Annotated in this window: 21 protein-coding genes; 9 read left to right on the forward strand and 12 right to left on the reverse strand. The window is 60.1% G+C overall.

From position 1 onward, the window contains the following. Positions 1–12 precede the first annotated feature (12 nt). On the forward strand, positions 13–462 hold the full coding sequence (locus FHR98_RS13535; protein WP_183417240.1) for an HIT family protein: 450 nt from the start codon (positions 13–15) through the stop codon (positions 460–462). A gap of 23 nt (positions 463–485) precedes the next feature. On the opposite strand, the gene FHR98_RS13540 is transcribed toward FHR98_RS13535, so the two are convergent. After that, positions 486–1,487, reverse strand: a complete 1,002-nt coding sequence (locus tag FHR98_RS13540) for a LysR family transcriptional regulator (RefSeq protein ID WP_183417241.1) — start codon at positions 1,485–1,487, stop codon at positions 486–488. A 218-nt stretch (positions 1,488–1,705) separates the two neighbouring features. Between FHR98_RS13540 and FHR98_RS13545 the strand changes: the two genes are divergently transcribed. Further along, complete coding sequence (locus FHR98_RS13545; RefSeq protein ID WP_221205905.1) at positions 1,706–2,389, forward strand: hypothetical protein; 684 nt, start codon at positions 1,706–1,708, stop codon at positions 2,387–2,389. Positions 2,390–2,456: 67 nt separating this feature from the next. Here FHR98_RS13545 and FHR98_RS13550 read toward each other — a convergent pair whose 3' ends face one another. Further along, on the reverse strand, positions 2,457–3,098 hold the full coding sequence (locus FHR98_RS13550; protein WP_183417242.1) for an NAD(P)-dependent oxidoreductase: 642 nt from the start codon (positions 3,096–3,098) through the stop codon (positions 2,457–2,459). Continuing rightward, positions 3,095–4,003 (reverse strand): EamA family transporter, encoded by a 909-nt coding sequence (locus FHR98_RS13555; RefSeq protein WP_183417243.1) that lies wholly within the window; start codon positions 4,001–4,003, stop codon positions 3,095–3,097. Before FHR98_RS13555 ends, FHR98_RS13550 begins: the two co-directional genes overlap by 4 nt. 150 nt (positions 4,004–4,153) lie before the next feature. Between FHR98_RS13555 and FHR98_RS13560 the strand changes: the two genes are divergently transcribed. Together FHR98_RS13560 and FHR98_RS13565 are read left to right on the forward strand one after the other, a co-directional pair. Then, positions 4,154–5,083 carry a LysR family transcriptional regulator gene (locus FHR98_RS13560; RefSeq protein WP_183417244.1) on the forward strand — a complete coding sequence of 310 codons (930 nt, stop codon included), beginning with the start codon at positions 4,154–4,156 and terminating at the stop codon, positions 5,081–5,083. A 233-nt stretch (positions 5,084–5,316) separates the two neighbouring features. Continuing rightward, positions 5,317–7,164, forward strand: coding sequence for a P-loop NTPase fold protein (locus FHR98_RS13565; RefSeq protein WP_183417245.1), 1,848 nt, complete (start codon positions 5,317–5,319; stop codon positions 7,162–7,164). Between the two features lie 174 nt (positions 7,165–7,338). Here the strand turns inward: FHR98_RS13565 and FHR98_RS13570 are convergent, their stop codons facing one another. The 7 genes from FHR98_RS13570 to FHR98_RS13600 all read right to left on the reverse strand — a co-directional run bounded on the left by FHR98_RS13570 (position 7,339) and on the right by FHR98_RS13600 (position 15,860). Next, the gene (locus FHR98_RS13570) at positions 7,339–8,181 is read right to left on the reverse strand and encodes a ferritin-like domain-containing protein (protein WP_183417246.1); all 843 of its coding nucleotides are present in this window, start codon (positions 8,179–8,181) and stop codon (positions 7,339–7,341) included. A gap of 197 nt (positions 8,182–8,378) precedes the next feature. Beyond that, entirely contained in the window at positions 8,379–8,783 is a 405-nt protein-coding gene (locus FHR98_RS13575; protein ID WP_183417247.1) for a F0F1 ATP synthase subunit epsilon, read from the reverse strand. Positions 8,784–8,842: 59 nt separating this feature from the next. Beyond that, on the reverse strand, positions 8,843–10,267 hold the full coding sequence (gene atpD / locus FHR98_RS13580) for a F0F1 ATP synthase subunit beta (protein WP_183417248.1): 1,425 nt from the start codon (positions 10,265–10,267) through the stop codon (positions 8,843–8,845). Between the two features lie 35 nt (positions 10,268–10,302). Beyond that, a complete protein-coding gene (locus FHR98_RS13585; protein ID WP_183417249.1) occupies positions 10,303–11,214 on the reverse strand; it encodes a F0F1 ATP synthase subunit gamma in 912 nt (303 codons plus the stop codon). A 55-nt stretch (positions 11,215–11,269) separates the two neighbouring features. After that, complete coding sequence (gene atpA / locus FHR98_RS13590; RefSeq protein WP_183417250.1) at positions 11,270–12,799, reverse strand: F0F1 ATP synthase subunit alpha; 1,530 nt, start codon at positions 12,797–12,799, stop codon at positions 11,270–11,272. Then, entirely contained in the window at positions 12,799–13,359 is a 561-nt protein-coding gene (locus tag FHR98_RS13595; protein WP_183417251.1) for a F0F1 ATP synthase subunit delta, read from the reverse strand. The genes atpA and FHR98_RS13595 overlap by 1 nt, the downstream gene beginning before the upstream one ends. Positions 13,360–13,574: 215 nt before the next feature. Continuing rightward, positions 13,575–15,860, reverse strand: coding sequence for a primosomal protein N' (locus FHR98_RS13600; protein WP_183417252.1), 2,286 nt, complete (start codon positions 15,858–15,860; stop codon positions 13,575–13,577). Positions 15,861–15,998: 138 nt separating this feature from the next. Between FHR98_RS13600 and fsa the strand changes: the two genes are divergently transcribed. The 4 genes from fsa to FHR98_RS13620 are packed head-to-tail and all read left to right on the forward strand — an operon-like array spanning position 15,999 to position 19,094. Continuing rightward, on the forward strand, positions 15,999–16,691 hold the full coding sequence (fsa, locus tag FHR98_RS13605; protein ID WP_183417253.1) for a fructose-6-phosphate aldolase: 693 nt from the start codon (positions 15,999–16,001) through the stop codon (positions 16,689–16,691). Further along, positions 16,681–17,523 (forward strand): DUF484 family protein, encoded by an 843-nt coding sequence (locus FHR98_RS13610; RefSeq protein ID WP_183417254.1) that lies wholly within the window; start codon positions 16,681–16,683, stop codon positions 17,521–17,523. The genes fsa and FHR98_RS13610 overlap by 11 nt, the downstream gene beginning before the upstream one ends. 2 nt (positions 17,524–17,525) lie before the next feature. Beyond that, positions 17,526–18,473 (forward strand): tyrosine recombinase XerC, encoded by a 948-nt coding sequence (locus FHR98_RS13615; RefSeq protein ID WP_183417255.1) that lies wholly within the window; start codon positions 17,526–17,528, stop codon positions 18,471–18,473. A gap of 33 nt (positions 18,474–18,506) precedes the next feature. Further along, positions 18,507–19,094: a hypothetical protein gene (locus FHR98_RS13620; RefSeq protein ID WP_183417256.1), complete on the forward strand. Its 588-nt coding sequence runs from the start codon at positions 18,507–18,509 to the stop codon at positions 19,092–19,094. On the opposite strand, the gene FHR98_RS13625 is transcribed toward FHR98_RS13620, so the two are convergent. Both FHR98_RS13625 and lpdA read right to left on the reverse strand, forming a co-directional pair. After that, complete coding sequence (locus FHR98_RS13625) at positions 19,091–20,344, reverse strand: MFS transporter (RefSeq protein ID WP_221205906.1); 1,254 nt, start codon at positions 20,342–20,344, stop codon at positions 19,091–19,093. The two genes, FHR98_RS13620 and FHR98_RS13625, sit on opposite strands and share 4 nt — an antisense overlap. A 22-nt stretch (positions 20,345–20,366) precedes the next feature. After that, the gene (lpdA, locus tag FHR98_RS13630; RefSeq protein WP_183417257.1) at positions 20,367–21,764 is read right to left on the reverse strand and encodes a dihydrolipoyl dehydrogenase; all 1,398 of its coding nucleotides are present in this window, start codon (positions 21,762–21,764) and stop codon (positions 20,367–20,369) included. Positions 21,765–21,946: 182 nt separating this feature from the next. Here lpdA and FHR98_RS13635 point away from each other — a divergent pair, with 182 nt between their 5' ends. Then, on the forward strand, positions 21,947–22,300 hold the full coding sequence (locus FHR98_RS13635; protein ID WP_246377842.1) for a cupin domain-containing protein: 354 nt from the start codon (positions 21,947–21,949) through the stop codon (positions 22,298–22,300). The last annotated feature ends 45 nt before the right edge of the window (positions 22,301–22,345 follow it).

Consider the following 22,345-nt stretch of genomic DNA (forward strand, 5'->3'; position numbering starts at 1 on the left):
TGGGAGGCATGGATGGCTGCGGTGAAAGCGGATTGTCTGTTCTGCAAGATCGGGCGGCGGGAGATCGAGCCGGTGGTACTGGCGGAGACGGAGCGGCTGTTGGTGTTCCTGGACCGCAACCCGATCCGCGAGGGGCATGCGCTGATCATCCCCAAGGCCCACTACGACTACTTCGACGATGCGCCGCTGGCGGTCGTCAACGAGATCACCGCCCTGGCGCAGAGGCTGGCCAAGCGCCTGAAGGAAATCTATCCGGTCGAAAAGGCCGCCTACATGTTTTCCGGCGGGGATATCGCGCACGTCCATGCCCATGTGCTGCCGCTCCATAAGAACAGCGACCTCACCTCGCTGCGCTACGTGACGGCCCCGGCGCAAGGCGAGATCGTGCTCGGCATGGCGCATCTGACCCAGGAGGCCGAGGCGCTGGCGGCGGTCCGGGAGAAGATCGGCCCCCTCACCTAGCAGCGTGCTCTCAGGCGCGCTGATTAAACGTGCTGGTCGGGGTCCGGGTTGTCGGCGGGTTCGCAGGGGTTGGCCTCGATTGCCGAGAGCGGCGGCGTCAATTCCGGCGCAGCCGTCTCGCGCGCCGGACGGGTCTGGCCCAGCAGCAGCGGCCGGTACTTGACGATCTCCTTGGCCATGAAGTCGAAGAAGATGCGAACCTTGGGCTGCTTGTGCAGGTCCGGATGGGTCAGCATCCAGAACCCGGCGGTCAGGCCCGGCTGCGGATCGATGACGCGAACCAGACTCGGTTCCGGGTCGCCGATCTGACAGGGCAGCAGCGACAGGCCGAAACCCGACTGCGCGGAAAACAGCAGGCCCAGGATGCTGTTGCTGCGGCTGACGATCTGGCAGTCGGGGGCGACCTCGCGCAGCCAGCGGGCCGGTGTGATGTGCTCGATCGGCCCTTCGAAGCCGATCAGGCGGTGGCCGTTGAGGGCCTCGGGCGTCGCAGGCGCGCCGTAGGTCTCCACATAACCCTGGCTGCCGTAGACGGCCCAGCACTGGTCCGACAGCTTGCGGCCGATCAGGGAGCCGTTGCCGGGCGGCCCGGCGCGCAGGGCGATCTCCGCATGGCCGTCGCTCAGATCGCTGTAACGGTCCTCGATCAAGAGGTTGACCTGGATACCCTTGTGCGCCCGGTGGAAAGCGTAGAGAAGCTGCGGCACAAGGCCCATGGCCATGCCCTCGGCCGTGGTCACACGCAGGGATCCGGTAAAGTCGCTCTCCAGCGCCGCCGAGCGGCGAACCAGCGCCTGCACCGACGCCTCGACGGCCTCGGCCTCGGGCAGCAGGGCCTCGCCTTCGGGGGTCAGGCGATAGCCGTCCCGCTTCTTGTAGAAGAGGCGAAGGGCCAGTTCCTTCTCCAACGCTGCGATACGCCGGACGACAGTGGATTGATTGACGCCGAGGGAACGTGCTGCGCCTGCCGTGCTTCCGGCCCGCGCGACGGCGAGGAAAAAGCCTGGGTCGTTCCAATCGATCATGCGGTATTATGCATTTTTGCATCTTAAAACGCTAGAAAAGCTGATGGAGGCGAAAGGGGTCAGCCTCTATTTATCCGCCATCGATCGCGGCGGGAGACAGGCGGGCCGAGAACTGCAAGCCCTCCTCAAGGGAGATACAAGCGAACCACGCCTCTTCGATCGGTTTCCAATCAGGGGAACAAGAGCCCCCTACGGCATTCACGAAAGAGGATAAGATTATGAACGAACGTTACCCACGTGGCGCGTGGCGCACCACGGGCTTCTTGAAACTTTTTGCCTTGGCGGCCCTTGCCGTCGGCCTTTCCGGCCTGACGGCGGGCGGCGTCCTGGCCGGCCCCGGTCCCGGTGAGCCGACCCTGGAGGAAGTGCGCATCGCGAACGAGCGCTTCCAAGACGTGAACGTGGCGCTTTCCGAAGGCTACATCCGCGATCCCGGCGACATCTGCGAGACCGCCGAGATGCTGGGTGAGCCAGCGGAAGCTGGCGCCATGGGCATCCACTTCTTCCGCCCGGACCTGCTGGGTCTCGACAGCGGGCCGGATTCCCGGGTCGACGGGACCGGCACCCACATGGACTTTCTCAATCCTTCGGTCCTGATCTATGAGCCGCAGGCCGACGGATCGCTTGAACTGGTGGCGGTGGAGAACCTTGTCTTCATGAAGGGCATGAAGCAGAGCGGAATGGAGAGTATTCCCAGCTTCCACGGCGTCGCCTACGACAAGATGGTGGACGACCCGGCCACCGAGGTGGATGAAGCCCACTTCTTCGAGCCGCACTACGACCGCCATGTGTGGATCTACCGCGAGAACCCGAATGGCGTCTTCACGCCGCTCAACCCGGCTGTGACCTGTGAGCATCATCAGGGCCACGGCATGCACCAGAAGGCCAGCAGCGGCGGCTGATTGGGGTCTGAGCAAAGTAAAAGAGGGGTGGAGCGCGACTTGGCGGCTCCGCCCCTTGCTTTTTGGACTAGTAAGCAACCGTGAAGCGCTGCCCCTTGTGCCGCGCATTTTCGGCCTCGTCGATCATGGCAACGGCGAAATCCTCCATCGATATGCAGGATTCGCCGCCAGCATCGGCCAGCAGAAACTCCGAACCCAGCCGGTAGCTGCCGCTGCGCTTGCCCGGGGTCAGCATCGCCGGTGGACAGAGATAGGAATCGTCAGGGCCCATCTGGTCCATCCAGAGAAAATACTGGGCGTTGCAGGCCCTGGCGATCGGCTCGACCGCGGGCGGTAGAAATCCGGGCGCGCTCAAGACGGTATGTCCGCTGCCGTCCGGCAGCCGCAAGCTTGCTGCCCCGCCGACGATCAAGGCACGGATGCCCGCCTCCTTGGCCGCGCTCATCGCCGAGACGGTCAGCGGGCCGAGGTCTTCCTCGAAGCCCTCGCGCGGACGCAAGGCCGAGACCACAACATCCTGCCCGGCGAGCGTCTCGCCCAAGGCCTCGCTATCCCAGACATCTGCTTTTTTACCCAGCACACCGTCGGCCAGTTTTGCAAGCTGAGCCTCGCTGCGTGCGACACCGGTAACCGTGTGACCGCGTGCCAGGGCTTCCGATACCATTCTTCCGCCAACATCACCGGCGGCGCCAAGGATTGCGATTTTCATGTTTCAATCTCCAAAGGTTTGTTTCCGGGATTACACCTGGCGATGGGGAACGCCACGCGCAGACGTCCGGCCTGCTGGCTGAGCCAGACGCTTGCCAGAACGATGAGGATTCCAGCGCCCTGCAAAGGCGTCAGCGCCTCGCCCAAAATCAGCCAGCCAAGCACGACGGCCGTGGTCGGGCTGAGGAAACCCAGGGCCGAGACGGCCGCAGGTTCCAGCCGGGCGATGCCCCTGAACCAGAGGGCATAGGTGAAGGCGGCGCCGATCAGGCCCAGATAGGCCAGCCCCATGACATTGCGATCGGTGAGCGGCGGCAAGGCCGGTTCCAGTAGAAATGCCAGCGGCAGCAGAATGAATCCGCCCGCCGTCAACTGCCAGGCCGTGAAGGTCAAGAGACCGACGGGCGGCTGCCACTTGCGGCTGAGGACGGTACCCGCCGCCATTGAAACAGCGCCGCCGAGCCCCGCCGCGACACCCAGGGGATCGAGCGCGGCTTGCGGCGTCAGCAGCAAAAGCGCAACCCCGCCCAGACCGAACAGCGCCGCCAATACCGAGAGCCCGCGGATGGGCGATCCCAGCAGGCCGCGCGCCAGAAAGACCACAACCAGCGGCTGGATCGCGCCGACGGTTGCGGCAACCCCGCCCGGCAGGCGGTAGGCGGCGACGAAAAGAAGGGTCCAGAAAATTGAGAAGTTCAATGCCCCCAGGATCGCCACGCGCAGCCACCACCACCCGCTCGGCAAACGCCGAACCACCAGAAGCAGAAGCAATCCGGCGGGGAGCGCGCGCAGGAATGCCACCGTCACCGGATAGCCATCGGGCAGGAACTGAGTGGTGACGAGATAGCTGCTGCCCCAGATCGCCGGCGCCAGGGCCGTCAGCATTAGATCAAGATTTCTATTCATGACACCGGTTTTTCCCTCGCTGCGGCGCCAGAACGCCGGGTGATGGGTCAAAGGGAGATGCCCCTTTTCGATGTCAAAGAGATAACAAGCTGATTGTTTTATAATAAGTAGGTAAACTGTGGTTTCTTTATATACCATTGGTGAACAATCATGGATCACGTCACGGCTATGCGGGTCTTCCGGCGGGTGGTGGAGTTGGAGAGCTTCGTCGGCGCCGCCCGCGACCTGGGGCTGTCCAAAGCGGCCGTCAGCAAGAACGTTGCCGGGCTGGAGGCACACCTTGGCGTGCGGTTACTCGAACGCACGACAAGGCGCATGCGGACGACCGAGGCCGGTCTGGCCTATTACCAGCGCTGTCTGCGCATCCTGGCGGAGATTGAAGAGGCCGATCTTGAGGCGGCCCAGCAATCCCGGGTGCCCAAGGGGTTGCTGCGGGTCAGCGCACCCATGTCCTTCGGCCTGCTGCACCTGGCGCCGATCATCGCCGGTTTCCTTGAACGCTACCCCGAGATCGAGGTCGATCTCGACATGAACGACCGCGCGGTCAACCTGGTTGAGGAGGGGTACGACATCGCCATTCGCGGCGGCGGCACCTTCGCGGACTCGAGCCTGGTCGCACAGCGCATCATCCCGGTGGGCCGCGTGCTGTGCGCGTCACCGCGCTATCTTGCCGCCAGAGGTGTGCCTGCTGTGCCCCAGGACCTGCAGGCCCATGCCTGCCTCGTCTATAGCCTGTCCAGCTCGCCCCGCAACTGGCGCCTGATTGGACCAGAGCAAAGCGTGAGCATCGCCATCAAAGGGCCTTACAGCGTCAACAACAGCATCGCCCTGCGCGAGGCGGCACTTGCAGGCGCGGGCATTGCCCTGCTACCCGCTTTCGTCATCGGCACGGAACTGGAGGACGGGCGGCTTGTCAGATTGCTGGAGGATTGGCAGCCCGAGGAACAGGCGCTCTACGCCCTCTTCGCGCAAAGGCGTTACCTGGCGCCCAAGATACGCTGCTTCATCGATTTTATCCGAGGGGAATTGGCGCGGGTGAGTGGGGCGAACAGGGATAAAGGCCAATTGCCTGCTCCCTAAGCTCACCTCGTTCTACGCCCTCCAGAGCGGTTGCAGAAAAGCTTCTACAATGCGCATCATTGACCCAAGTTACCAGCCTCCACCAGTATTGATTCAGGTTTCTATTTGAGTTTGGCACTAGAGACAAACTAATGACTAAAGGCATGAGATTCAGTTTATTGCCCTTTCCCATTCTTCGATCGTTCCTCATCAACTTGTGGAATCGATTTGCACCCAAGGCGCGGATTGTACACATGAGCGTTAAACTTGATCCCAATCAGCACGTCGTAGACTACCTTAGACACTACGTTAGGTCTCCGAGCGCTCCCCATTTTGCGGTAATGCTAAATGGTCCATGGGGCATCGGAAAAACGTTCTTTGTAAAAGAGTTTGTGAAGTCCGTAGCGGACGAGGACCTACGGCATGTCTACGTCAGTCTGTACGGGCTAAACTCATTTGATGAAATAGACGACGCTATATTTCGTGCCATGTATCCAATACTAGAGAACAAAGGAGTAAAATTTGCCGGACGAGCAGCAAAAACGCTCGGAAAATACTTTCGATTTGAGCTAGGCATTCAACCCAAAGATTTTCTCGAACGAGCTAACTCTGACTTGTTCATCTTTGATGATCTGGAGCGCTGCGCAATTCCGAGGATCGAAAGGATCCTTGGATACATAAACGAATTTGTCGAACACGAAGAGCGTAAGGTGATCATCATTGCTAATGAGCGGGAGATTAACGACTGCGAGCGTTACCAATCCGTTCGTGAGAAATTGATCGGAAAGACGCTAGAAATCCAATCAACTTTCCACCAAGCGCTAGAGGCGTTTATTGGCGCAATCGAAAACGTTGGGGCAAAAAGGTTTCTAAGCTCAAATGCAGATGTGATCTTCGAAGTTTACAATCAATCTGAACTCTACAATCTTCGAATCTTACAGCAGAGCTTGTGGGACTTTGAACGGGTGTATTGTGCTCTTCACGAAAGGCACAAACTGAACGAAACAGCGATGATTGTGCTAATGAGTTTGCTGTTTGCATTCTCATTTGAGTTAAAGGCGGGTCGCCTAACGACAAATGACCTCCGCGGGCGCCACTTCGCATTGATAGCTTCAGCGATGCGCTCTGAACGCGATGAGGCTGCCTCACTCCCAATATCTAATGCGCAGAATCGTTATCCCGAGATTGATCTAGGCACTTCGGTTTTATCCGATGAAACGTTGGTGAACATTTTTGATAGGGGAATCGTCTCTACAGACGAGATTTGCAACGATCTGGATGCAAGTTCGTTCTTCGTAAATGTTGAAGATGAACCAGCATGGCGGACTGTCTGGCATTCCTTCGAAAGGACCGACGATGAGTTCTATTCGGCATTCGAAAGAATGGAGAAAGCCTTTGCAGCTCGTGCGTTCGTAGTTCCAGGCGAGATATTGCATGTATTGGGCCTAAGGATTTGGTTGTCAAAAATCGATGTAATCCAGAAACCACTTGAGGACGTGATTGCTGAGGGAAAAGAATACATTGATGACCTTTACGAAAGTGGTCGTCTTGAGGTCCAAGAAATCTCGAGCATTCGGGATAGCGGTTATGCTGGCCTAGGCATTCACCAGCACAATACGCCTGAATACAAATATCTATACAAACACTTGAACGATAAGATTCAAGCTGCTGCTGTAGACCGCTACCCTGCAATCGCAGAAGAACTGTTAGATAATATGATAGCCGATCCAGAGCTCTTCTTTAGTCGAATAGCCCTGACCCACGAAGGTAAGAACGAGTTCTATAACATCCCGATCTTAGCATCAGCTGATATAGACCGCTTTGTGTCTGCGATTCTCGAACATCACCCATCCCAACAGCGTGCCATACTAATGTCCCTCAAAGCTCGGTATGAGAACAATAAGCTCGACGGTGCCTTAGCGGAGGAACGGTCTTGGGCAACAAAGGTTCGAAACGAACTATTCGAGGAGGCAGGCAACCTGTCTGATATCTCGAGATACCGATTGCGCCGGAATCTCACTTTCGCACTCGACGAAGTGCTGCAGTTAGGTGAGCATGCACCGCAAACTTCGGAGGACGAAAGTTCACCCGGCGGTAATTAGCCGGTTTCTCTCGTCTAGTTTGTCCTTGAAGTGGTCTTTCTGAATCGAATCCACGTTGAGAGAAGGGCGTGCACCCGCCACCCAAGTGAATTCATGCTCAAAATAGAAACCCCGCCTGGGTTTTCACTCGGCGGGGTTGGTTGTTCTTAACGGTCTAGCTGTCCGCTTTGCGCCTTACGCGGCTTTCTGGGTCTCCAGGACGCCCGCGCCGGCGGCCATGCGCTTGGCGCGGAACTGCATGAAGCTGTAAACCGCTTTCGAGCAGAGGCGGACCATGCGGCTCTGGGGATCGAGGCCGGCGGCCTTGAACATCATCGCGGCTGCCCGCTCCAGATGCTGCGGGCGGTAGTAGCTGTATGCCCGGCGCATGTATTCCCGGCTGGCCTTCTTGCGGTCATAGGGCTGATTCTCCGCCATGTTTGCCGCGTAGTAGGCATAGGCCAGCTCGTCGTCCTCTGACTCGCCCGCCCGCTGTAAGGCGATCATCAGGCGCTTGGCCTTGCCGATGTCCTCACGCTCTAGGTAGCGCTTCAGGTGCAGGTAGAAGAGCTTGTAGTGGCGCAGTTCATCCGCCGCGATCCGCTTGCAGATGTCACGCAGAACCGGCTCCTGGCAGGCTGTCCCCAGCGCCGAATAGTAGGACGAGGTGCCGACCTCGACGATGCAGCGCGCCACCAACTCACCCGACCGCGATCCGCGCACGGACTCCGTCGAATCGACAGGAATCCGATAGCCGTCGACGAAGCGCTTGAACGCCGCTTCGAAGTTGAAGCTGGGATCGGCCAACTGCGCCCAACGGCCCAGTGCCTGGCCGTGCTGGACCTCTTCCTCGGCCCAGGTGCGCGCGGCCTCCTGAAACGCGTCGTCGTCTGCGAAAACGTTGCAGAGGTAGTCGGCATAATCGGCGCCGTTGTACTCGACCAGCGCCGCCGCCTTGGCAACCTTCAGAATCTCCGGATCCACCTTCGAAGGATCGAAGGATTGCCAAGAAATATCGTCCAAAGTCCAGTGGCCCATGGTCTGCTCCGCTTCAAGGCTGATCGGGTTTACCGACCTATTTTGTGATTCGCTTATAAAGCTTCAAGGCATTACCTGCCTGATCGACGCGCCAATTCCGGTGGCATTATTCCACGAACCGGAACGGCCCAGCCCTTTCACTATACCATCATAGCAAGGCTCTGCGCCGCCAAGGATGTGACAAATAATTCCGGCTTTTAGCTTTGAGTGGCCGCGACCTTGGCTTCCAAAACCTTGACGCGCAGCGCCGCATGATCGCGGGCTGCCTGATCCTTCGCGTCCTCCAGGTCCTCTTGCGCGTCCTTAAGGGCCTGCTGAGTGGCCGCGCGGTCGATTTCCTCGACCGCCACCGCCTCTTCAGCCAGCACCGTACAACGCTCCGGCGTTACCTCGGCAAAGCCGCCGGCAACGAAGATACGCTTCTCGATCTGGCCCTTCTGATAGATGTCGATGACACCCGGACGCACCGTGGACACCAACGGCGAGTGCCGTGGCAGCACGCCGAAGTTACCGTCTCCGCCGGGGACGACGACCATGTCGACCGCCTCTGAAATGAGCAGCCGTTCCGGAGAAACCAGCTCGAATTCAACCTGTTCGGCCATGACGCCCATCTTTCCCTATCAGACCCGTTCCAATATCAAGCTCCTGGAAGGAAACCGCCTTAAGCGGCTTCCTGCGCCAGTTTCTTGGCCTTCTCCTGCGCTTCCTCGATGGTGCCGACCATGTAGAAGGCCGCTTCGGGCAGGTGATCGTAGTCACCGTTGACGATGCCCTTGAAGCCCTTGATCGAATCTTCCAGCGACACCAGCACGCCCGGGGTTCCGGTAAAGATTTCAGCCACATGGAAGGGCTGAGACAAGAAGCGCTGGATCTTACGCGCCCGCGCCACGGTCAGCTTGTCTTCCTCGGAAAGCTCGTCCATGCCGAGAATGGCGATGATGTCCTGCAAGGCCTTGTACTGCTGCAGTATCCGCTGCACTTCGCGCGCGACGTTGTAGTGCTCCTCGCCGATGATGCGCGGGTCAAGAATGCGGCTGGTCGAATCCAGCGGATCCACGGCGGGATAAATGCCCAACTCGGCAATCGACCGCGACAACACCGTCGTTGCGTCCAAGTGAGCAAAGGAGGTCGCCGGCGCCGGGTCGGTCAAGTCGTCAGCAGGCACGTAAATGGCCTGCACCGAGGTGATCGAACCCTTCTTCGTGGAGGTGATGCGTTCCTGCAGGTTGCCCATCTCACCAGCCAGCGTGGGCTGATAACCCACGGCGGAGGGGATACGGCCAAGCAGTGCCGAAACCTCGGAACCCGCTTGCGTGAAGCGGAAGATGTTATCCACGAAGAACAGCACGTCCTGGCCTTCTTCGTCGCGGAAGTATTCGGCCAGGGTGAGACCCGTCAAACCGACGCGCGCACGCGCTCCCGGCGGCTCGTTCATCTGACCGTAAACCAAGGCGGCCTTGGAGCCTTCCTCGTCCAGCTTGATAACGCCGGATTCGATCATCTCGTGGTACAGGTCGTTACCTTCACGAGTACGCTCGCCCACACCGGCGAACACGGAATAACCGCCGTGCGCCTTTGCGATGTTGTTGATCAACTCCATGATGAGAACGGTCTTGCCCACGCCGGCGCCGCCGAACAGGCCAATCTTACCGCCACGCACATAAGGCTCCAGCAGGTCGATGACCTTAATTCCCGTCACCAGCATCTCGGCTTCGGTGGACTGATCCTCGAATTTCGGCGCTTCACGGTGAATTGCCGAGGTCTGCTTGGTCTTCAACTCACCACGCTGGTCGATCGGCTCGCCGATTACGTTGATGATGCGTCCAAGCGTCTCCGGACCGACCGGCACCGTGATCGGCGCACCGGTATCGGTGACCTCCAAGCCACGGACCAGACCCTCAGTCGCGTCCATGGCGATGGTGCGCACTGCGCCCCCACCCAGGTGGGCCGCCACTTCCAAGACCAGACGCTTGCCATCGTTGGTGGTCTCGAGCGCGTTCATGATTGCCGGCAAATCGCCCGCGAACTGAACGTCGACCACGGGACCCATGACCTGCGTGACCTTGCCAACCAGTTTTTTCGCCATCTTTCTCTGCTCCTACGACTCTCCGAAAGCGCGCCCTAGAGCGCTTCCTTCGCGGAGATGATTTCGATCAGCTCCTTGGTGATGACTGCCTGACGGGTACGGTTGTACCGCAAGGTCAGGCTATCAATCATATCGCCCGCATTGCGGGTCGCACTATCCATCGCCGTCATGCGAGCGCCATGCTCGCTGGCGTTGTTCTCAAGCAGGGCCTTGAAGATCTGTACCGCGAGGTTGCGCGGCAACAGCTCCTTGAGAATCTGCTCTTCGTTCGGCTCGTATTCATAGACCGCGCCGCCGACTGCTGCCGCGCCGTCGCCTTGTTCGTCCGACTTGTCGTCCTCATCAGCTTCATCACCCTGGAACGGAATGAGCTGCTGCTCGGTAACGATCTGCGTCATCGCAGACTTGAAGCGTGCATAGAAGATCGAGCAAACGTCGAACTCGCCATTCTCGAACATCTGCGTGACGCGTTCGGAGACATCGGCGACCTTGTCGAAGTTGACCATGGGACGGTTCATGTCTTCGATCGTCTCGATGATCGATTCTCCATAAACCCGGCGCAGTTGGTCGCGGCCCTTGCGCCCAAGACAGAGGATCTTGACTGTCTTGCCAGCGGCCTTGAGCTTTTCGATCCGTCGCCTGGCATCGCGCACGATGGAGGTGTTGAAACCACCGCACAGACCCCGATCGGCCGTCGCCAGGATGATGAGATGCACATCGTCCTTGCCGTTGCCAGCCAGCATCGGCGGCGCGCCGGGGGTTCCCTTGACGCTTTCCGCCAAGGACCCGAGCATACGCGCCATCCGTTCGGCATAGGGACGGGAGGCTTCGGCCTGCTCCTGCGCCTTACGCAGCTTAGCCGCCGCCACCATCTTCATGGCCGACGTGATCTTCTGCGTCGACTTGACGCTGGCGATCCTATTTCTGAACTCCTTGAGACTGGGCACTTTCGCCTCTCTCGGCTATTGGATCCCTGGACGCTAAATCGGTCGATTCATCGCCTCAGGCGAAAACCTTCACGAATTCCGCAAGGAAGTCCTTCAACTTCCCCTCGGTCTCGTCATTCAGGTCACGGGTATCGCGAATCGACGTAAGGATGTCGGCACCCTTTTCCCGAATCTCCGCCAGGAACCGTGTCTCGAAATCGGTGATCTTTGAAAGCGGCAACTTATCCAAGTAGCCGTTGACGCCTGCGTAGATCACGGCAACCTGCTCTTCGACCGCCAGCGGTCGGTACTGCGGCTGCTTCAACAGTTCGGTCAGGCGCGAGCCACGGGCCAGCAGACGCTGCGTTGCGGCATCGAGATCGGAGGCAAACTGCGAGAAGGCTTCCATCTCACGGTACTGGGCCAATTCCAGCTTAATCTTACCGGCGACCTTCTTCATCGCCTTGATCTGTGCCGAGGAACCCACGCGGCTAACCGAGAGACCGACGTTCAACGCAGGGCGAACGCCCTTGTAGAACAAATCCGTCTCCAGGAAGATCTGCCCGTCCGTGATCGAAATCACGTTGGTCGGAATGTAGGCCGACACGTCACCGGCCTGGGTTTCGATGACCGGCAGAGCCGTCAGGGAACCCGCCCCGTTCTCGTCGTTCATCTTCGCGGCGCGCTCCAGCAAACGGGAGTGCAAGTAGAAGACGTCGCCGGGGAACGCTTCGCGGCCCGGCGGGCGGCGCAGCAACAGGGACATCTGACGATAGGCGACGGCTTGCTTGGATAGATCGTCATAAACGATAACCGCGTGCATACCGTTGTCGCGGAAGTACTCGCCCATCGCACAACCGGCATAAGGCGCCAGGAATTGTAGCGGCGCCGGGTCGGATGCGGTTGCGGCAACGATGATCGAATACTCCATCGCGCCGTAATCTTCGAGCTGCTTAACCAAGTTGGCGACCGAGGAGCGCTTCTGACCGACCGCGACGTAGATGCAATAAAGCTTCTTGCTCTCGTCATCGCCCTGGTGAAGCGGCTTCTGGTTGATGAAGGTGTCGATCGCGATGGCGGTCTTGCCAGTCTGGCGGTCGCCGATGATCAGTTCGCGCTGACCGCGACCGATGGGGATAAGAGCGTCAATGGCCTTCAAGCCCGTCTGCACCGGTTCGTGCACCGACTTACGCGGGATGATACCGGGCGCCTTGACCTCAACGCGGCTGCGCTCTTCGGTCTTGATCTCGCCCTTGCCGTCAATCGGGTTGCCAAGTCCATCAACGACGCGCCCCAGCAATCCGCGGCCAACAGGCACGTCGACAATGGTACCGGTCCGCTTGACGACATCGCCTTCTTTAATGGCTTGGTCGCTGCCGAAGATGACGATACCGACATTGTCGGTCTCGAGGTTCAGGGCCATACCCTTAATGCCGCCCGGGAACTCGACGAGTTCACCAGCCTGGACATTATCGAGCCCGTAGACGCGAGCAACACCGTCACCGACGGAAAGAACCTCACCGACCTCGGCAACATCGGCCTCGGTTCCAAAGTTCTCGATCTGCTCTTTCAGAATGGAAGAAATCTCAGCGGCGCGGATGTCCATCACCCAACCCCTTTCATAGCAACCTTAAGTTTTTGGAGTTTGGTCTTCAGCGACCCGTCTATCATACGAGAGCCGACCTTAACGACAAGGCCACCGAGCAATGTGGGATCGACTGTAACGTCGACCTGCACCTTGCCACCGATGGCATCCTTCAAAGACTGAACGAGTTTATCCTTCTGGGCGTCGGATAGCGCCTGGGCCGAGGTCACTTTCGCGGTGACCTCCCCGCGGCGGCGCGCCAACTCTGCCAGATAGGCGTCGATCATTTCCCTGAGCGCAAAGAGGCGGCGGTTCCGCGCCACAACTTGCACAAAATTTTTCGTGATTTCCTGCGCCTTGGCCTTGTCGAGAAGCGCGGCCATCGCCGCTGCCTTCTGCTCGCGACCATAGAGCGGAGAGCGTGTGAGGCGGAGCAGGTCATCGCTGCTGTCCAGAAGCACCTTCAACCCCCGCAGATCCTCTGCGACGGCATCCAGGGCCTTCTTTTCCTCGGCCAAGTCTAAAAGGGCTGCGGCATAGCGCCCCGCAAGACCGCTTTCGCTGGTGTTGTCGGCTGCCAAACTGACGTCCCCAAACAGAAACTGGCTCCGGAGTAATTCCGCGGAAAACGGAAGGTCCCCCTAAAGAGCCGTGAAACCCATAAACGACTATGCCCTGAAACCCGTACTTCCCTGGTCAGGGCGCGCGTTAGGTATCATAGCGAGCCAACCCTTGCAAGACGACTCCCACGTCTTGTTCGCACCTTTTGTCACATCCTGTCGCTCGGAACCGGCCGCTAAAGGAAGGAATAGGGATCGATGTCGACTTGCAAGCGAACCCGGTTCGGCAGCTTGATGCGCCCAAGCCAGTCCCGCAAGTAACTTTGAGGCCTTTGATCGCGCGGGGTTTTAACCAGGAAGCGGCGCCGGTGGCGGCCGCGCAGTGCAGCCAGAGGGGGCGTGCTGGGGCCCAGGATCTGGATACCCTCCGCCTTCGGCGCCGCGCGCGCTAAAGCCCTGGCAACCTCTTCCACAGCTTGGAGGTCGCCGCTGGACAAAATCACAGCCGCCAGACGTCCGAAGGGCGGCATCATGAGATCACGCCTGGATTCGGCCTCAGCCGCGAAAAAGCGATCCCGATCTCCCGATACCAATGCTTCGATCACCGGGTGGTCCGGCTCATGTGTCTGAATCAACACGCGCCCAGGCTTGCTTTCCCGCCCGGCGCGGCCGGACACTTGATGCAAAAGTTGATAGGTCCGCTCCACGCCCCGCAGGTCGCCGCCGGACAAGCCCAGATCGGCGTCCACGACTCCGACCAATGTCAATTGAGGAAAATGATGGCCTTTGGCGACGATCTGGGTGCCGATCAGCAGGTCGATTTCATGCTCCTGAACCCGGCGCACGAACTCCGCCGCCGCCTTGGGTCCATAGATCGTATCGCTGGACAGAACCGAACGCCGCGCCTCCGGGAAAAGATAGGCCGCCTCCTCGGCCACGCGTTCGACACCCGGTCCCCAGGCGATCAGGGAATCGGCCTCACCACAGGCCGGGCAATTTGTCGGTCTGCGCAGCGTAAAGCCGCAGTGATGACAGACAAGCCGGTCACTAAGGCGATGCTCAACGAGCAGAGCCGTGCAGTTCGGACATTCCAGCCTGTGATTGCAGGCGCGACAAAGGGTGAGCGGCGCATAGCCGCGACGGTTCAGGAAAAGCAACGCCTGCTCGCCGCGGCCAAGTGTCTCGGCCAAAGCTTGGCGCAGCGACGGCGACAGCCATCCCGCGCCCAGTTCGGGAATTCGTTCCGGCTTATCGCGGCGCAAATCCACAGCTTCCACATCCGGCAGGGACGCTCCACCATGCCGCGCAGGAAGGCGCAGTTCCGCGTAGCGACCTTGCTGGACGTTGAAAACGCTTTCCAGCGACGGTGTCGCCGACACCAGGATCGCAGGGAATCGTCCAATGCTGGCGCGAACCACCGCCATGTCGCGGGCGTGGTAGGCAACGCCATCTTCCTGCTTGAAGGCTTGCTCATGTTCTTCGTCGACGACGATCAATCCCAGTTCCTTGAAGGGTAGATAAAGCGCCGAGCGCGCGCCGACGATGACCCGCGCCTCGCCGTAGGCCACCGCGCGCCAGGTATCGCGCCGCTGAGCCTGGGTCATGTCCGAATGCCAGGTTGCGGGCGGCGCACCGAACCGCGCTTCGAACCGCTCCAGAACTTGTACCGACAGCGCAATTTCCGGCAGCATGACCAACACTTGCCGACCGGCGGCGAGTGCCGCCGCCACGGCTTCCATGTAGACTTCGGTCTTGCCCGAGCCGGTAACGCCATCGAGCAGCGACACCGAGAAGTCCTTACTGTCGACCATGGCCCGCAACGCCGCCGCCGCTTGGCCTTGCGCTTGTGAAAGAACGGGACCCTGCCGCGCCGAATCGGGCGCATTGATCTCGATTCTGCTCGGCATTTCGAGGCGCTCTAGCAATCCTGCCGCCGCCAACCCCTTTACCACGCCGGTCCCGACAGCGGCTTCGCGGGCCAGTTCGGCGGCGGAACGGGCCATGCCGTCGGCGGCGATGGCCATGACACGGCGGCGCGCGGGCGTCAGCTTCACCTCACCCGCAGACGGCTGGGCAATGTCTGGCCGAACCAGACGGTAAACCGGGCGTGTCGGTGGCGGTTCTAACGCCTGGGCACTCGACAAGGCCATTTTCAGAACCGCACCCGGCGCCGTCAGCGTGTAGGCAGCAACCCAGTCGACAAAACGACGCTGATCCGGCGTCATCGGCGGCAAGTCGATTCGCGACTTGACGACCTTCAAACGCTCAACGGGCAGTTCCTCGCCATCGTCCTGATCGCTGGAGTCCCAAACGACTCCGACGCTTTCGCGCCGCCCCAAAGGCACACAGACCAAGTCACCCGGCGCCAAAGCGGTGCCTTCGGGCGCCAGATAGTCGTAAGGACCCGCCAACGGCAAGGGGAGCAAAACACGGCAACGCTGCGACCCCGCTGCCAAGGTCAGCGCTTCATCGTCGAATTTCCCGGCGGAGTCCGTGGGAAAAGTGGCATGCGGTCCGGCCATGGTTTACACTCTAGTCGAGGCGGTTGCCGAGAGCTACGTGAAGGGTTATCACCGCGCCACATGAATTCAACCCCTTGCGGCGTTGGCGGCATGAAGCGCCAAAGCCAGGGGGCAAAGCAAGCCAGGAAAGGTCGCTCAATGAAGTTTTTCATCGACACCGCGGACGTAGGCGAGATTCGCGAATTGGCGGAAACGGGCCTGCTGGACGGAGTCACCACCAACCCATCGCTGGTCGCCAAATCCGGTCGTGATTTCTTTGAGGTTCTGGAAGAGATCTGCGCCCTGGTCCCCGGACCGGTTTCCGCCGAAGTCACCGGCACCGACTCGCAAACCATGATCGCCGAAGGCCGTGCGCTAGCCAAGTTGGCGACAAATATTACGGTCAAGGTTCCCCTGACAGTCGATGGTTTGAAGGCCTGCAAGGTGCTGACCGCCGAAGGAACCATGGTCAATGTGACGCTCTGTTTCTCCGCGGCCCAGGCGCTCTTGGCCGCGAAGGCCGGTGCGACCTTCATTTCTCCCTTCATCGGTCGGTTGGATGACCTTTCGCAGGACGGTCTTGGGCTGATCGCCGATATCGTACAGATCTATGCCGCCTATCCGCAAATCGAAACGGAGGTGTTGGTCGCCTCCGTGCGGCATCCCCTGCACGTGGTGGAAGCCGCGAAGATGGGCGCACACGTAGCCACGCTACCGCCTGCGGTTCTCAAGGCGATGTTCAAGCATCCCCTGACCGACAAAGGTTTGGATGCCTTCCTAAAGGACTGGGAAAAGACCGGCCAATCGATTCTGGATCGCGCCGGCAAGGGTAAGGGAGCCGATGCCGCATAACGCAGACGACGCAACCCCGCCCCCGCGGGGCTGCAATGGAAAGATCGGCCCGGGAGACGCGTCCGGGGAACAGCCGGAGGAGCGGCTGGATTCTGCATCTGCGGACGACTCTCCCAACAAGCACCTGAACGATACGACCGTTGCGGATTATCTGCGTGAACACCCGGATTTCCTGGTCCGCCATCCGGAATTGATCGAAACGCTGGTTCCGCCCGAGCGGCGCCTCGACGGGGCCGCAGGGGGCGTTGTCCTCGATCTGCATCGCTTCATGTTGGAGCGGCTGCGCGGCGAGATGCGCGGCCTGCGCGACAGCCATGATTTCCTGGTCACCACCGGCCGCAGCAACATGAGCGCCCAGGCGCGGATTCATGAGGCCGTTCTCGCTATTCTTTCGGCCCCGACCTTCGAGCGTTTGATCGAAACGGTTACCGACGATTTGGCGATCCTGCTCGATATCGATGTCGCAACGCTCTGCGTCGAGCGGCGGGCCGAGGATATCGACGCCAGTGAGTTCGAAGGCGGCGAGATCAAAGTGCGCGGTCTGCACCGGGTGGACGTGGGAACCGTGACGCGACTGCTCGGGCCAAAGCGGCGCTTGCTGCTGCGCGAAGAGATTGCGGGAGATATCGATGTCTTCGGCCCGATGGCCGGCTTGGTGCGCTCCGACGCGTTGATTCGACTTAGTATTTCACCCGTCACGCCGCCTGCTTTACTGGCACTCGGCGCGCGTCAGGTCGGCGCTTTCCATCCACAGCAGGGTTCGGAATTGCTGGAGTTCCTGGCGCGCAGCCTGGAGATCACGGTTCGTGCCTGGCTTGACCTGCCGGACTGACCATGGACACCACCGCCCTCAGCTTGGCACCGGACCTGGCCAAAGCCTTTGCCGCTTGGCAGCGGTGGTTGTCGGACGAGCGGCGATTGTCGCCGCACAGCCTCGCCGCCTACCAGTCCGACCTAAGCGACTTTCTTAGTTTCGTGACCCTGCATGAGGGCGGCCCACCCTCTTTGGCGCATCTTGAATCCTTGAAAACCGTTGATTTCAGGGCCTGGCTCAGCGCAAGAGGCCGACGCGGCCTGGCCAAGAGTTCGACCGCGAGAGCACTCTCCAGCCTGCGCTCCTTCTTTAACTGGGGTAAGCGGCATGGGCTGTTTGAAAACGCGGCCGTGACAGCGCTTCGGAATCCGCGTCAAAAGCAGAGCCTGCCCAAGGCCCTCACCCATAGAGAGATGCAAGACTGCCTCAAGGGGTTGTTCGAACTAGGGGATGAGCTTTGGGTTGCCAAGAGAAATCTGGCGATATTCCTGCTACTCTATGGCTGCGGTTTGCGAATTGGCGAGGCTCTTGCCTTGACCCGGCGCGAAGCCCCCGCTGCCGGTCAAAGCGCCCTTAGGATACGTGGGAAAGGCGGGAAAGAACGCATCGTTCCCTTGTTGCCCGTTATCGGATCGGCCGTAAGTGATTATCTGGAGAGCTGCCCCTTCCAACCGTCACCGAATGAGCCCTTGTTCGTCGGCAAGCGGGGCAATGCCCTGGGCGCGCGCCGTGTTCAGGAGACCTTGGAGCGGCTACGCGGATTCCTGGGACTGCCGCCGGATGCGACGCCGCATGCCCTGCGCCACTCTTTTGCCACCCATCTGCTGGCGGGCGGTGGCGATCTTCGGACGATACAGGAGCTGTTGGGCCACAGTTCGCTTTCGACCACACAGCGCTATACCTCTGTAGATACGGAGCGCCTGTTGGACGTATATAGGAAAAGCCATCCCCGAGCGGGTCGCGTGTGACGCGCCTGCGGGAAAACTCAAAGGGAGAGCGTGATGATCCTTCGCAAACTGCTGGTTTCCGTTTTCATGGTACTGCTTGCGGCACCGGCTTGTGCTCAAAACAACCGAAAAGGTGACCGCGTGATCGAGAAGACTGAATCCTCGGCTCCGAAAAGCCGTCCGCTGGAGCAAGAACCCGAAATAGCGCCGAAGAGTCGCCCGCTGGAGCAAGAACCCGAAATAGCGCCAAAGAGCCGGCCGCTGGAGCAGGATCCAGACATCGCCACCCCTGCGACCCGGGGCGGCAGCGGGAACAACGGCGGGACCACCGATGCGGTTGGAACTGCCGCCGGTATCCTGCTTAGCACCCAGGAACGCAGCATTCTCTATGACATCTTCGGCGGCGGCCGTGAGGTGAAAGGTTTCAAGAAGCCAAAGCCGATTCCGCCCGGCATTCGCAAGAAGATCGCGCGAGGCGGCGCGATTCCGCCAGGAATTGCCATGACCCGGTTGCCCGACTCGGCGCTATCGCGCCTTCCACGGCGACAAAACCAAGAGTATGTGGCCATCGGGAGCGATATCGTCCTGATAGACCGCAGCACCCAAGTCATTGTTGATGTCGTTGAGGAAATTCTGCGTTAACGCGGCGCCAAACGAAGCGAGTGGGCCGTCAAGACCAGCGCCAGGATTCCAAGCAGGGGTCCCAATGCCAGACTGCTAAAGGCAAGGCCCCAAGCCCAGGTGGGCTCATCCCAAAGGGCGCCCCAGTCCAGCATCAATCCAAACACCAATGGGCTGACCGAGCCTGCGGCGAATCCCATCAAGCTGTGGAATGCCATGGTCGCGCCTTTCCGACCAGGGTCCGCGCATTCGACGACACCGGCCGTCAAGGCGCCGGAATCGACATTCAGGAGGAATACGTAAAGCCCGAGAATCGGCAGTAGAAGCATTGGACTGCTGCCCACCAGGTATCCAACCAACAGGGACAACGCCGCCGCCGCACCCATGGCGCCGATGATGACGCGCCGACGGCCAAAGCGCAGAGCCAGTTCGTTCCCTAAGAAAGAGGCCGGCAGACCCAGCATGAAGAGCAAGGTCGCCAGTCGCGTCGCCGACCAACCCTCGCCAGCGAGGTCCTGAAAGGCCACGGCTGCGACCAGAAAAGCGACCAGCCAGCTGCGCACACCAAACAGCTCCCAAACATGCCCGCCATACCCCAGGATGTATCCGAAGGCCGGACGGTTCCCGACCAACGGTCTGGGATCCAGAAGCTTGGTCAAGGGCACGATCGCAGCTAGTTTTTCCCGCTTGATCGGCCTGATCAGCAAACCGACCATCAGGCAAGCCGACAGGCAGGCCGCGCCCGCCAGATAGAAAGCGCTCGGCCACCCCCCGAAGCGAGCGGCTTCTCCAGCCAACAGGACCGAAAGCGCCGTCCCGATTGCGAAGTGCGCTGTGTAGATCGAGATCGACCGGGACGCCTTGGGTCCGGTTACCCGATCGCTCAACAAACGCAGGCCGACCATGTAGGTGCCGGCCAGCCCGATTCCCCCGAGGGCCCGCAGTCCGAGCGCGCTCCAAAATCCTTCGGCCAGGAAGCCAAAACCGAAGTGACTGAGTGCGCCGACCGCGGAGGCGAAAAGATAGATGCGGCGAGCGTCCAATCGATCGGTCAGGCTCACCAGCAACGGAACGGCTGAAATATAGCCCACGTGGTAAATGCCGCTGATCCAACCGGCCTCGCTGTTGGTCAGACTCCAGAGTGACCTGAACTCGGGCAAGAGCGCCGGAAAGCTTGCGCTGCCGATCAGGTTGAGCACCTCGGCCATGGTCAGGACAAACGTTAGTGCAAGGGACGAGCGAACGAGCGGGAAACCTCTTGATCCAACCATAACCTTCGCCGCCGAAGGCGGATCACATATGGAGAGGTCGCTTGTGGACCGCCAGGGCCGCCTCCTTGACCGCCTCGTTCAAGGTCGGATGGCCGTGGAAAGCCCGCGCCACGTCCTCGGCGGATCCGCCGAATTCCATGGCCATAACCAGTTCGTGGATCAGACTACCGGCATCCGGCCCGATGATATGGGCTCCCAGGACACGGTCCGTCCGTTCATCGGCTAGAATCTTCACGAAGCCATCGGTTGCGTTCATGGCCCGCGCGCGTCCATTGGCGGCAAAGGGGAACTTGCCGGACCGATACTTGACGCCAGCTTCCTTCAATTGCTCCTCAGTCTTACCGACCGAGGCAACTTCGGGCCAAGTGTAGACGATGCCCGGAACCGTTTCGTAGTTCACGTGCCCAGGCCCGCCTGCCAGCATTTCCGCCAAGGCCACGCCCTCTTCCTCGGCCTTGTGCGCCAGCATCGGGCCGGCGATCACATCACCAATGGCATAGATACTCTCGACGTTAGTACGCCAATGCGCATCGGTCTTGATGCGGCCCCGGTCATCGAGTTCGACACCAACTGAATCCAGGCCCAACCCATCGACATAGGGCCTGCGCCCGATCGCGACCAGAACGATCTCCGCCTTGATTTGCTCCGCGGCGCCGCCCTTCGCCGGTTCGACCGTCAGGGTCACGCCGGATTTCGCCTGCTTGGCGGCCGTGACCTTTGTGCCAAGCTTGAAAGCCATGCCTTGCTTCTTGAGCACTTGCTGGAAGGTCTTGGCAACCTCGGCATCCATACCTGGGACCAATCTGTCCAAGTATTCCACCACGGTAACCTGGGTCCCGAGGCGCTGCCAAACCGATCCCATCTCCAGGCCAATGTATCCGCCACCGATCACAACCATGGTTTTGGGAACGGACCCCAGCTCCAAGGCACCGGTCGAAGAGACGATCTGCTTTTCATCGACCTTCACGCCCGGCAGATCGACATGGGTCGAACCCGTCGCAATGACGATATTCTTCGCCTGAATCTTCTCCTTGCCGTCGATGGTGACCTCGTTCTTGCCGGTGACCTGGCCGCTGCCCTTCAGCCAATCGATCTTGTTCTTCTTGAACAGGAACTCGACACCCTTGACGTTGGCCTCAACGACCTTGTCCTTGTGAGTCATCATACCGTTCAGATCGAGCGAAACCTTGCCCGTCTTGACGCCGAAGGATGCCAGGGCATGCGCCGCCTCCTCGTACTTCTCGGACGCCTGCAGCAAGGCCTTGGAAGGGATACATCCGATGTTGAGACAGGTGCCGCCCAGCGTCGCGCGCTTTTCCACGCAAGCCACCTTCAAACCCAGTTGCGCAGCGCGGATCGCAGCCACATATCCGCCGGGCCCACCACCGATCACCACAAGGTCGTAACTCTTATCGCTCATCCCAGAAAGCTCCTTGGCGCTGTGCCTCAGTCAAAGGTGCCTAAATCGGAAACCCCTTCGGACGCCTCATGGCATAAAGGGCGGCAATCCTTGGAGGCCAGTTGCCCCGCACCTTGCCGCAAAGCCCGGAAGGAGACAAGGTGAAGCCAGCGCGCAATACGCGATTGAAAAGGAAAATCGTCATGTCGATCGCCAACATCATGGTCTATGGACAAAAACTGCCCGCCGTCGAAGAAAGCCGCCCGGACGCGACCAAGATAATCGCCGGCGATCCGCTGCAACGCACCTGGAACTACTATGAAAGCAGCGATGGAAAGCTCTATTCCGGAATCTGGGAGGCCGAGCCGGGAACCTGGCGGATCAACTACGACGAGGCTGAGTATTGTATCATTCTGGAAGGTCAGTCACGCCTGACCGATGAGCACGGCGCTGTGCTGGAACTCAGACCAGGCAGCGCAATCTTCATTCCACCCGGGTTCAAGGGCACCTGGGAAGTCGTCACGCGAACGCGCAAGCATTATGTGATTTATCTCTGACGTAAGGGCGGCAGGGCGACAGGCAAAGAAAAAGGGCGCCGCAAG

The sequence above is a fragment of the Limibacillus halophilus genome, assembly GCF_014191775.1.
Classification (GTDB): domain Bacteria; phylum Pseudomonadota; class Alphaproteobacteria; order Kiloniellales; family CECT-8803; genus Limibacillus; species Limibacillus halophilus.